Genomic DNA, 11770 nt, shown 5'->3' with positions numbered 1-11770 from the left:
ATTGGTTAGCAATGTTTTCCTACAACAGTAAAAAATTGTTAAAACCTGGCACAAAACTTGAAACAAAGTAAACGAGCACGCGTAATGTCTAGTCAACCAGCACGGAAGAGGAGAAATGCGATATGAACAATTCAATCAACTACAGCAGTTTCATCGACCTTCTGACCTCAAGCGATGATGACTATGAGCCTTATGGCCTTTCAGCACACCCGGACACACCGGGCCTCTCGTTAAGGCATACTGAGATCCAGCCATCGCAGGCAACACTTTACGAAAGCTCCATGAACCAATGGTGCGGTGAATAATCGCGTTGATTTTTACAGGGGGGAAGCCAGAGGGTTAATTGGGGAATACCTCAATTAACCCTTGTTTTATTTGTTCGCCTGCCATAAATTCATTCGAATAACGCATCTGCTAATTTCACTGCGTGAAATAAGCCAACGTCCTTTTAAGTCAATCACCTTGCCCGTTTAATTCCCGGTTTTTGATGATTTCAGCTGTCCTGTCCTCGAACCTTATGTACTATAATTGATGCCAACTTCATAAAAGGATGCATTTGGCTATGCCAGATAAGGCCCCACACCATATTGTCGTCGGCGGCGCCGGCGGTCTTGAATTAGCCACCCGTCTGGGAAATAAAATAGGCAAGGAAAATTGCCAATGAGTGTAGCAAGACTCCCGTTCATTTTACTCAAACTGATTCTACTGCTCTCATTATATAGTCAGTCTAGCGCTGCTGTTGAACAGGTCAGCATACCTGCCGGAAGCTTTCATATGGGCTGCGCATCCGCAGATAATCATTGTCAGAAAGACGAAGGCCCACGCGGGGGTGTCGAGATTTTTGTTGATACATTCAGCATTGATCGCCACGAGGCATCAGTGGCGGATTATCGACGCTGCGTTACAGCGGGTGCGTGTAGCCACCCGAAGGATTTCAACCGCAACCATTACTGTAACTATGATGCCCCTGGTCGAGACAACCACCCACTCAATTGTGTTGACTGGCAACAGGCGAATAGCTACTGCCAATGGCGTGGGGGCCGACTCGCTTATGAGGCTGAATGGGAAAAGGCCGCACGTGCCGGCACCAATAGCCGCTATCCCTGGGGCAATCACGATGCGACCTGCAAACACGCCATTATGGATGATCAAAAAACCAAAGGCCTCATTAATGATGAATATGATGGCTGCGGCAATGACCAAACCTGGTCAAGGGGCAGCAGACCGGCCAATGCCTATGGTTTATACGATATGCACGGCGGCGTCGCCGAGTGGGTGAATAACTGGTACGAGCCAACTTCTCATAGTGACATCTACCCGCAAGATATCTCGGCACCAAAAACCGGTGTGCGAAAAGTGATTCGTGGTGGCGCATGGGATGAACAAAGCGAGGCACTCACCAGTTCAAGTCGCTGGGCCAAGCCGCCTACCGGACATCCGAGTCTGTATGGGTCGAACGGTATTCGGTGTGTGAATACAAAACGATAACGTTGAGTATTTTCCACCAACCCCATTAACAGCTTATTTAAACCCGACTGGAATACCGCAGCATCGCCGTAAACCGGTCCATGGGTAGTTCAGCCACTTCACGGGGATAGATAAATTCATTCAGATAGCGCATTTCTTCCTCGAGCTGCTCTTCCTGCAAATCCTTGTACCAGGCCTTGCGCTTGCCGTTCTCGCCGGCACTCCAGCGATAACCACGCTTTCTGAGGTCATCTTTCTTTTCGAAGGGTGCGCCTTCCGCCCATAAACGCACATCCGTGCGCCGCGCATGTTCCAGCAGGCGTTTTAACACCCGCTCACCCGAGATCGGTAAGGGCCGCGAAAGGATTTCGATACCGGCCTGACAATCAATCGTGGCACGATGACCTTCAAAGAAAAAACCGTACTTGTAGGCTAGGAACTCCAGCTTTACCCCTTCTATGCCCTCTTCCTGCCAGTTAACATCGGCAATCGAGCACGCCCATGAGATGTCTTTAAACTCCTCTAATAAGGCTTCACAAAACGGCCGGTCAAAACGTGCATTGTGGGCGATCACAATCGCCGCTTCAGACAAGAGCTTTTTTACCGCCTCAACGTCAATCGACTGACCCTTTACCATCTCATCGGTAATGCCGGTGATCTGCCGGGCAATCTCGGGGATAGGCATACCCGGATCGTTAAGCCCATTGTACTCAGGTAATAACCGATAGATGTGCCCCGCCGCATCAAACTCGAACGGCACCATGGCCAGCTCGATGACCTTGTCCGTATCAACATCGAGGCCGGTGGTCTCGGTATCGAGAAAGATACCGATCCGCTTTGGGGCCTCATTGGCCTCACAGTAAGCGGCAACGGGCGTGAAACGCTTAATAATGCGGTAATCACCGCTAGCTTCGAGTCGTTTAATACATTCATCCATCATACTTGGCCTATTGAACCTGCAAACCAGGCTAAATTAATCTCTAACCTTTAATCTATTATTCACATCCCGACTTTGGCGAATAAGCACATTGTCTTCAAAGCCTTGAAAAGATTTCGCGAATCGATCATAAAGCGTCACATTCACCGTAGCGGCCAGATTCATGCAACCTATTGTCGGCACATAAACTACTGCATCCGCGCTATCTATGACTGTCTGGCTAATCGTGCCATCTTCGGGGCCGAAGATATAAAGGGCATTTTCCGGGTGCTCATACTCCGGCAAGGCGATGGCATTCTCAGCAAATTCAACACAGACCAGTTTCATCTTCGCTGACGCAACATCCATCAGACAGGTAACTTCCTCCAGGGGAATAGCCTGGCCGACCTTACGACGCATATCCGGGATATCCGGATTCCGCATCAAGGCCCGTGGATAACGCTTGCCGGTATAAAAAACACTATCGATGCGAAAGTTACCCGCCGCACGCATGACCGAGCTGACATTATCCGGACTTTTCGGATTAATTAAGCCAATACTGACGGTAGACTGTTTCATATGATGGATAAGTGAGTTCTTCCCGTTATTCGTGCATCTAAATAAAGATACTGATGTTTTCCTGAATGCTCAAGATGATTTTCTGCGACTGCTGATCACCTCAAAATTCAGCCCCGTCAATGGATTGAAACGCACAACCCTGAAAATCAAACGCCTGACCGATACGGGTTTAACACGGCGAATTTCCTTTAAACGTGGAATAAGCCCTATGGAAGTCAACAACCTGCATACAAAAGACAGTATAAACACATTATAAAGCTGGCTGACGAGATTGAGCTCATAACCAAACACGATGTAGGTCGCGGGTAAGACCGTGCCTATCATACCCCCTAACAGGGCACCCGCAAACACTCCGATACTGGCGAGCACGTTATGTGCGGCCATGTATGTGGCACGTTTATTCTGTGGGATCAGGTCATAGAGAAAATTGCTGGCACTTAGCGTAAAGCCGGCCCATATCACACCACCAAAGGCCTGTACGATAAGCAGATAATAAAAATTATGCGAGAATAGCCATAAAAAAGGCACAAAGGGTATCAGGCTACCACAGAGGCTAAGAATAACCCGGTTACCAAAAATATCAGAGATGCGCCCCCAGCGATTCAGCGTCAGAAACTGCATGAATACCGTCGCCGCGGCAAGTGTCATAAACTCGACATAACTGTAACCAAGATCGCGTAACAGATAAATTGAGAAGAACGGTGAGCCTATGGCGACGCTGAATTGCATAATTGAAAAAAACACGGAAAAACCGGCAAAGCGAGACTCTTTTAATTGTCGCCAGGTAAGTTTTTCAACGGGAACCTCAATGGCCGCAACATGCCCCGGGGGATCATACATCTGTGCCAAATGATACACAGACACCAGCCGGGCAACAAAAGCCACACTGAACAGGATCAAGTAACCTGTTTTTGTCGCCATATTGCTATCAAAATAATGGAGCAATGTCCCGGCCGCGATTAAGGCCAGAAATGAGGTCATACTCGAGATGCGTGTACGACGTGCGAAGAAACGCCCTCGTTTGTTTTCAGTAATCAATTCCCCCATTAAACTCGACCATTGCGGTGCCGCCAGGTTACCAAAGGCGTGATACAGAATCACGCAGGTAATGAAGACCTCTACCTGATAATCCGCAGGCAACCATAGTAATATCGCCATTGGAACCCACATTAGTGCCTGCAGGCTTGCGCCGATCAAAATAATGGCTTTTCTTTTGCCAAAGACATGACCCAGCCAGGCCGAGACTAACTGCGCAAACGAGGCTAGCAAGGCGGGTACAGACGCGAGAAAACCAATCTGGGCAGTGGAGGCCTTGAGGAACACCGCAAATGCCGAAAAATACGTTTCCGCACTGCCGGACATCACCGCATAGGCGGCACCATCACGAACCGAGTGTTTTAATGATCGGTTAATGACTTGATCATGCGAGTCATATTTTTTCAAAAAGAGAGCCTAAATAAAGATGCGTTTATAGAATTTACTGATCAATCTGTATTTTTGTGTACGTCGCTGGCGTATGTACTGGAGAATGAAGGCTATCATTACGCAATAATATTCTGTATTTTACTTCACAATTCTTCTTAAAGAGGTCAGAGTGAATGAATATAGTTCACTCTGACCGATTTAATTAATTATTAAGAAAAATCAAGGGCAGTCTCTATAACAATTTGGCCCTTCAGGGTGTGGCCGTGGTTCTTCACCGCCAGGACCGTCGTCATTAATAGGTGCGCGTTTAAGCACAACGTTTCCCGATGCGTCAGTATGTATTTTCTTAGCCCTGAAACCAATAAATCGTGGCTCATCAAACATAAGGCTGGCATTTTTTGTTACTTTCCATTCAGGCCCAATTTTCGCTTTTATTTTACCTTCTAAATTCTCCAATGTCTCAACCGCTATTTTTGTGTCATTTTCATTGAAAAACTCATATTCGAGTGAATCAACCTTTAGCAAACTGTAAACATAGTATTTTCCATTTACTGAACTTCCTTCGAGAAGTTTTTTATATTTATCGTCCAATAATTGCTTAAATTTAGCCTGAGATAAAACATACTCTTTAGCCCCTGACGCCCTGACACTGAATTTCTTAATTCCATTCGTCTTTAATGTTGCGCCCAAATAGCCAATAATTTCCACGTCGGCACCAATGTCATAAGTTTTATTTACGGCTTCAGTACTTAGGCTTGAATTTCCTTTTACCGTATTCATGTACTCAATGGCCTTATTTTTATCGAGCACATCTGTAAGCAAAATTAAAGGCGCACCAGATAAGTCGTTCTTTGGATATATCCCCCCCACATAGTGACCATCTGATACGGGTGTAATGGCTTTATAGTTATGATTGCGGAGATAGTCACTTATGGGATCAACGGCACAGCCCCCAATACCTAGCCCAATTAAACCTATTGCTATCATTCTCTTCACTGCATTTCTCCTTATTGTAGTTTTAGGATTAAATAAAAATAATAGTGGCCAGGGTGAAAGCACATCTATAAACCCTGTCGACGTGAAAGTGGCCGGTTACACGCATGACTGAGCCGACATTATCCGGACTTTTCGGATTAATTAAGCCAATACTGACCTTTGATGTTTTCATCGTATTGCTAATTGGGTGCTGCCTGTTTTAATACCTTGGAGGGAGAAATTGTCGTCCAGGATAGTCGGTACCTGAGTAAGCCCTATAATAGGGGCTTGGTTGCGGCCTGGCCTGCAGCGCAAATTGTGTCCGGTAAAAGGCCAGGGCACTTTGTCCATTAGAAGATACATCAAATACCTTCCAGCCATGATTACTCCTGTACATCCGGAAGCTCAAGCGCTTCGGATAAGGGTCTCCTTGTTGATAGGCCATCAGGCGTAGTGTTATTTCACCCGTTTGAGGGTTGCCTATGGGGCGTAAATACTTTACTCGTCCGTGGCGGTATTCTGCCAGCGTATCAACCATTGTAGTAAGAAAGTGCCCTCGCAGCTTCTGCTCCATGGCCGCACCTTGCTGCGGGTTCATATAATTATATTGAGGGCCTGCCGCCCACTTGGTCATATAGGCAAAATCAAAAAGTGGGGAAATTGTTTTTTCCACAAAGACTTCAAGAGGCGGCGAGTCCTGTCCCCCTCTGGCGGCAAGATATGTCGTGAGCTGTTCTATGCCCTGCTTGAGCACTCCAGCGGGTGACTGCTGCATCGGTGGTGGTGAAACCGGGTAATGTTGAAAAGGATTCGCATAAGCAGGTAAAAAAATCAAACATAATGTCAAGCCAGTAAGGATGCGATGCAGATGCATTCTGATTCTCCTTTAATTCGTTAAACAGTCTTGTCTCTCAGCAGACGGTTAGCGTATGGGAAGAATAAAAGACCTTTCCCCTAAAGTCCAAGATTTAAGCCTAAGTGAAGCCAGACGGAGGTATTTTATAACACCGGTAGTCATCAGGAAATCGGCACCTGCCGCCTGGAGCATTGCGGATTTGTAATGCCTTCAGAGAGAGATTATTCTTAGTACCAGAGAATATTGCCCTCTGACACGGTTTTTTCTTATTTCCTGATCCCACATAGCGTTATAATCTCGTCAGCCATGCCGAAAAGCGTTACACGTTTTAGAAAGGAGTTTTTATGCTATTCCGACAGCTATATGAACCTGACTCATCAACCTACAGCTACCTGCTGTCATGCCCTGAGAGCGGCGAAACCGTGATTATCGATCCGGTGCTGGATACCGCCGAACGGGATATGAGCGTCTTGCAGTCACTGGGGCTGAAACTCACCTATACCATCGATACCCACATCCATGCCGACCACCTCAGTGGGGCGCGACGGCTGAAGGCCCTGGCCGGCTCAAGCATCTGCTACCCGGCGGTAGATGAACTGGCCTGTGCCGATATCGGCCTGCAGGAAGGTAAGCCCTTCAAGGTAGGCAATATTGACATCCACCCCTTGTTTACCCCCGGCCATACAGACCACCACCATGGCTACCTGATCCATACCCCGGTGCAGAGCATGCTCTTCAGTGGTGATGCCTTGTTAATCGATGGTGTCGGCCGTACCGACTTTCAGTCGGGGGATAGCGAGGCGCTGTATAACAGCATTCAGCAGAAATACTTCAGCCTACCCGACGATACCCTGGTCTATCCCTGCCATGACTACAACCAGCGGCGTGTCTCGAGCATTGCCCAGGAAAAGGCCCGCAATGCCCACATCGGCGGCGCCAAGAGCCTCGAGGAATTCAAGACCATCATGGCTAACCTCGACCTGCCCTATCCACGTAAAATTGATTTCGCCGTACCCGGTAACGAGCAATGCGGGCAGTGCCCAGACAATGTCCCTTCTGAATTTCGCGGACCGTGTGCCCGTCACGACCAGGGGTAAACACTGTGCAGGAATCCCTTAATGCGCCGAGGGCAGAACGCAGGCAGTGCCCCGTGTTTACAACATCCAGAAATCAAGCGGATTGAAACATACTACCCCTTTTATCATCAGCAACCCCTATTATTGTTTTTCAGACCAGAAAGCGCAGGTAACAAATGAAATATGATGTCATCGATGCAAGGATTTCTCCGGTAGGACGATTGGCGCTCCTTTCCAAATCGGAAGTCGCTAAATTACTGGATACCAGCAAAGGGGGCTTGTATCGCCTCTTACGTAACTGCTCCCTGGCTGCCCTGAATAGTGGCAGCACGCTGGATGATGGTAAAGAGCTGCTGGAGCGTTATCAATCCTTCGAGATTCGTGTCATACAACAGGAAAGAGGCATCAAGCTTGAAGTACTGAATGCACCAGCACATGCATTTGTTGATGGTAAGATGATCAAAGGTATTAATGAGCATCTTTTCGCAGTATTGCGAGATGTGATTTTTGTCTCTGATGAAATTATTGCCAACCCGATCTTTGACCTGGAAATATCAGACGGCATTACCAATGCGATTTTCCATATTCTCAGGAATGCCAATATCATGCAGCCAAAAGGCGACCCAAAACTCGTGGTGTGTTGGGGTGGTCACGCAATCAAACGCAGGGAATATGATTATTCCAAGGAAGTCGGTTACCAGGTTGGGTTACGTGGTCTCGATATTTGCACCGGCTGCGGTCCAGGCGCCATGAAAGGGCCGATGAAGGGTGCAACGATCGGCCATGCCAAACAACGCATCAATAACGGTCAGTACCTGGGTGTTACCGAGCCGGGCATTATCGCTGCCGAATCACCCAATCCCATTGTCAACGATCTGGTTATCATGCCCGATATCGAAAAACGCCTGGAAGCCTTTATACGTATTGGTCATGGCATTATCGTTTTCCCGGGTGGAGTGGGCACGGCGGAGGAAATCCTCTATATACTCGGCGTGTTGTTACACCCCGAGAATAAACATATCCCTTTCCCGTTGATTTTCACGGGCCCAAAAAGCGCCAAAGAGTACTTTGAAGAAATAGACCGCTTCATCCTGGCTACGCTGGGTGAACAGGCGAAAAAGCGTTATACCATTATAATTGAGGACCCGCAGAGGGTCGCCAAAGAAATAGCACGGGGCATCACGCAGGTACGCGAGTTTCGTAAGCAGCATAAAGACGCCTACTATTTTAACTGGTTGCTTAAAATTGATGATGAATTTCAGCGCCCCTTTAACCCCACACATGAAAATATGCGTAATCTGGTATTGCATGCTGATCAGGACAAGCACTTACTGGCCGCCAATCTCAGGCGAGTATTTTCCGGGGTGGTTGCAGGCAATGTAAAGGATGAAGGTATGCGCGCCATAGAAAAATATGGTCATTTTGAAATACAGGGCGATGCAAAAATTATGGCGCACATGGATTCCCTGCTGACATCGTTTGTAGAACAGAACAGAATGAAGCTGGATGGGAAAAAATACAAACCTTGCTACAAGATCGTGAAGTGAATATATAAAGACTAAATAAGGTTTTTAGGCAATCGCCTCAATAAGGCGGGGAAGCTTGTACTTTGCACCAGCAGAGAAAACAGCACCACACCAAAGACTATCGACTGAATCGTCCACCAATATTCCAACTCCAGCGGTAGTGATAATACCAGCACAATGGCGATGGCACCTTTAAGACCACCCCAGGCCAATAAATTTGCCCATGACCATGGAATACGCCGTCGAGTTTTTAGCGTCAACAAGGTGATGCTATATACGGCAAGAATTCTGGCAAAGAGTGAGACAACGATAGCAATGACAATCGCCAGCCACTGATCGGTAAACATATCCCAGGTAATCAGCAGGCCCATCAGGCTGAAAATAACGGCGTTTAAAAAAAGACCAATCCATTCCCATGTCGGCACTACTGATGAGAGTAACGCTGCTTCAGCATCCTTTAATAAAAAACGCGAACTCATCGCCGCCATCATCACCGCCAAAATACCGGATACATGCAGAAGATGTTCGGCAATATAAAAGCTGGCGAAGGCCGTAATAATCAAGATAACAACCGAGGCAGAACGGTCACGGAGTAGTCGCACAAGGCCTGCCGCCACCGCTCCCAACAAGATACCGACAAGCAGCCCCCCGGAAAATACCAGTGAAAACTCGATGGCCGCATGTGTCTCAGGTTGCTGGTTTAAGGCGTAGGTCAGCACCAAAGAAAATATCACAATCGCCGTGGCATCGTTTAACAGACTTTCACCTTCAAACAGCGTCTGTAAACCCTCTGGCGCATGCTCCTGCTTTAACTGCTCCGAAACTGATACCGGATCAGTCGCTGCCAACATCACCCCTACCAGCAGTGCCGCCAACCAGGGGAAGCCCGTCGGATGATCAATGGCGAAATACACCCCGGCCGCCGTCAGCCCGGCGGATATCAACAAACCTACCGTCGCCAGTAGGCAACACACCCAGAACCAGGAGCGAAACTGTTCAATTTTAATATGCCAGGAGGCCACAAAAATCAGTAACGGCAACACCACGAAGAAGATCAGGTCTTTTACATTTGTCGCTCGGATACCCGTATCCAGATGTAAATAACCAATAAGCACCGCCCCCAATATACCCGCCAGCAGACTGCTCAGCGTGAGCTCCAGCCTGAACAACCGCCTAAACAACAAGCCCACAAATGCGATAAAACTGACGATGAGGATATACTGCATAATCAACGGAATAGCCATCAAGCTCTCCTTCGAAGAATGGCCCTCCATGGATGAAACAGGGAGGTCTACTCTGATCCGGTTTTTTGTTGTATTGCTCTCAGTTCGCAATGATTACCCGTTGTCACCGAAACGGTTTATTGCGATTTTATTTGTTTTCGTTGCTGGAACACTCCGGGGCTATTATCTCAATACGGTTCCGTCCCTGCCTCTTTGCTATATATAGCGCATCATCGGTCCGTTTGATGAGTGATTCCTGTGTATCACTATCTTGATAAACCGTCAGTCCGGCGGAGAACGACGGCACCTTAATGGTGAAACCATACGATTTACACTTCGCAAATTCAATACGTCGACGCATCTTATTAAGGGCCTTGAGTGCGCCGACGCAAGTTGTATTCGGAAACAATACAGCAAATTCCTCTCCACCATAACGTGCGACCATATCGCAATGACGAAACGTCGATAGTGCATTTCTGGCATACCAGCTAAGCACTTCGTCACCCGCCGGGTGGCCGTACTCATCGTTAATTTCCTTGAAGTGATCCAGATCGATCAGCGCCATGGTAAGCGGTATATCGTAACGTTCGACTCGACCGATCTCATCTTCCAATCGCCGCATGAAGGCGCGGCGATTGGGCAGACCAGTAAACTCGTCCGTCAGGCTTAACAATCTTACCTTATGCAACTCCTCATGCAGTCGCTCACTGTCTGATTTGACCAATTGCAGATATTGGAAAGAGCTCTCAAGCTTATCGGCCAGTTCACGTTGCCCATCGATCAATTCATCCGTGCCACCGATCAGGATTTCTTTCAGTAAGCCAATTTCGGTTATGCTACTGGCCTGCTGCAATGCTGAGCGTTCGATTTCCAGCAAGTCACCGAACTCCTTATTCTGGGTGATTGCCTCCATGGCCTTTTGTGACAATGTATTTTGTAATTTTTCAATCTCGCCATGCTTACGGTCAAGATGCATACGGTAGGCTGAATTGACCCTCTCCTCTGCCTCGGGTTGCGTCAACATTTCCAGCTCAGGGAATGTATCTTGTAATGCTTCCTCCTCAACCCTCTCCGCAGGCCGGGATGCCGCAGGTGCCTCGTAGGCAGAGGGGCCATTTCTGCCCCCCTCAGAGGAAGAGGCCATTTCAGGCGGGGGCGAAGTGGGCCTTTCAGGCGGCATGTCTGGAATAGCCTCGGGGCTGTCTTCAGCGGAATGGGTTGAAGGACTGGCGATACTGCTATGGCGCAATGACTGGATAATGTCGCCCAGCAGCCCCCTTTCTGCCGCAGTACTGTTCGCGCCCTGGGGCTCACTACTGCCGACGGGATGGGTAAATCTGAGGGTAGGCGCCCGTGCCTGCATCACCTGACTAGTAAGCTGGGCAACATCTGTACTAATGCCTTTTTCCTGGAGCGAGCCCAGGAAAAACGACAGCAGATTGGTATAAGTATTGTCGACTTCAGCGCGGCTGAACTGCCAGTCTTCCAGTATCTGGACCAAGTTATAGTGAAGAACAGACCCTGAAGGGATGGTATTCAGCTCTTCAGCCAAAGCCTTCAGATTGTCCAGCCACTCATCACTGTCAGCGAGTCCTGCCACTGCACCAACTCCCCCGGGGTAAATTATTCTACTTTCATGGGCGATCTCATGGAGATTCAAAATCAGTTTAAGGAAAAATCGGAACGTAGTGCAAACGTTTTATCAGTTTTATTATTATCAGATTATG

Annotated in this window: 11 protein-coding genes; 4 read left to right on the top strand and 7 right to left on the bottom strand. The window is 48.0% G+C overall.

What is annotated here, in order from left to right; translation table 11 throughout:
- Window positions 1-122 precede the first annotated feature (122 nt).
- Window positions 123-305, top strand: coding sequence for a hypothetical protein (locus EL386_RS06110; RefSeq protein WP_126454441.1), 183 nt, complete (start codon window positions 123-125; stop codon window positions 303-305).
- Window positions 306-660: 355 nt separating this feature from the next.
- The gene (locus EL386_RS06105; protein WP_126454439.1) at window positions 661-1488 is read left to right on the top strand and encodes a formylglycine-generating enzyme family protein; all 828 of its coding nucleotides are present in this window, start codon (window positions 661-663) and stop codon (window positions 1486-1488) included.
- A 37-nt stretch (window positions 1489-1525) separates the two neighbouring features.
- Here EL386_RS06105 and EL386_RS06100 read toward each other — a convergent pair whose 3' ends face one another.
- The 5 genes from EL386_RS06100 to EL386_RS06080 all read right to left on the bottom strand — a co-directional run bounded on the left by EL386_RS06100 (window position 1526) and on the right by EL386_RS06080 (window position 6236).
- The gene (locus tag EL386_RS06100) at window positions 1526-2407 is read right to left on the bottom strand and encodes a 3'-5' exonuclease (RefSeq protein WP_126454437.1); all 882 of its coding nucleotides are present in this window, start codon (window positions 2405-2407) and stop codon (window positions 1526-1528) included.
- A 33-nt stretch (window positions 2408-2440) separates the two neighbouring features.
- On the bottom strand, window positions 2441-2962 hold the full coding sequence (locus EL386_RS06095) for a TrmH family RNA methyltransferase (RefSeq protein ID WP_126454435.1): 522 nt from the start codon (window positions 2960-2962) through the stop codon (window positions 2441-2443).
- Between the two features lie 69 nt (window positions 2963-3031).
- Complete coding sequence (locus EL386_RS06090) at window positions 3032-4405, bottom strand: MFS transporter (protein ID WP_126454433.1); 1374 nt, start codon at window positions 4403-4405, stop codon at window positions 3032-3034.
- Between the two features lie 201 nt (window positions 4406-4606).
- Window positions 4607-5383: a hypothetical protein gene (locus EL386_RS06085; protein WP_126454431.1), complete on the bottom strand. Its 777-nt coding sequence runs from the start codon at window positions 5381-5383 to the stop codon at window positions 4607-4609.
- 199 nt (window positions 5384-5582) lie between these two features.
- On the bottom strand, window positions 5583-6236 hold the full coding sequence (locus EL386_RS06080; RefSeq protein ID WP_126454429.1) for an MlaC/ttg2D family ABC transporter substrate-binding protein: 654 nt from the start codon (window positions 6234-6236) through the stop codon (window positions 5583-5585).
- A 326-nt stretch (window positions 6237-6562) separates the two neighbouring features.
- Here EL386_RS06080 and EL386_RS06075 point away from each other — a divergent pair, with 326 nt between their 5' ends.
- Complete coding sequence (locus tag EL386_RS06075; RefSeq protein WP_126454427.1) at window positions 6563-7315, top strand: MBL fold metallo-hydrolase; 753 nt, start codon at window positions 6563-6565, stop codon at window positions 7313-7315.
- A gap of 155 nt (window positions 7316-7470) precedes the next feature.
- Window positions 7471-8841 carry a nucleotide 5'-monophosphate nucleosidase PpnN gene (gene ppnN / locus EL386_RS06070; RefSeq protein ID WP_126454425.1) on the top strand — a complete coding sequence of 457 codons (1371 nt, stop codon included), beginning with the start codon at window positions 7471-7473 and terminating at the stop codon, window positions 8839-8841.
- 11 nt (window positions 8842-8852) lie between these two features.
- Here ppnN and EL386_RS06065 read toward each other — a convergent pair whose 3' ends face one another.
- Complete coding sequence (locus EL386_RS06065; RefSeq protein WP_172597637.1) at window positions 8853-10064, bottom strand: cation:proton antiporter; 1212 nt, start codon at window positions 10062-10064, stop codon at window positions 8853-8855.
- Between the two features lie 127 nt (window positions 10065-10191).
- Window positions 10192-11643 carry a GGDEF domain-containing protein gene (locus EL386_RS06060; protein ID WP_126454421.1) on the bottom strand — a complete coding sequence of 484 codons (1452 nt, stop codon included), beginning with the start codon at window positions 11641-11643 and terminating at the stop codon, window positions 10192-10194.
- Window positions 11644-11770: the final 127 nt, after the last annotated feature.

The organism is Sulfuriflexus mobilis (genome assembly GCF_003967195.1).
Lineage (GTDB): Bacteria > Pseudomonadota > Gammaproteobacteria > AKS1 > AKS1 > Sulfuriflexus > Sulfuriflexus mobilis.
This window is presented reverse-complemented; position numbering and strand designations above follow the sequence as displayed.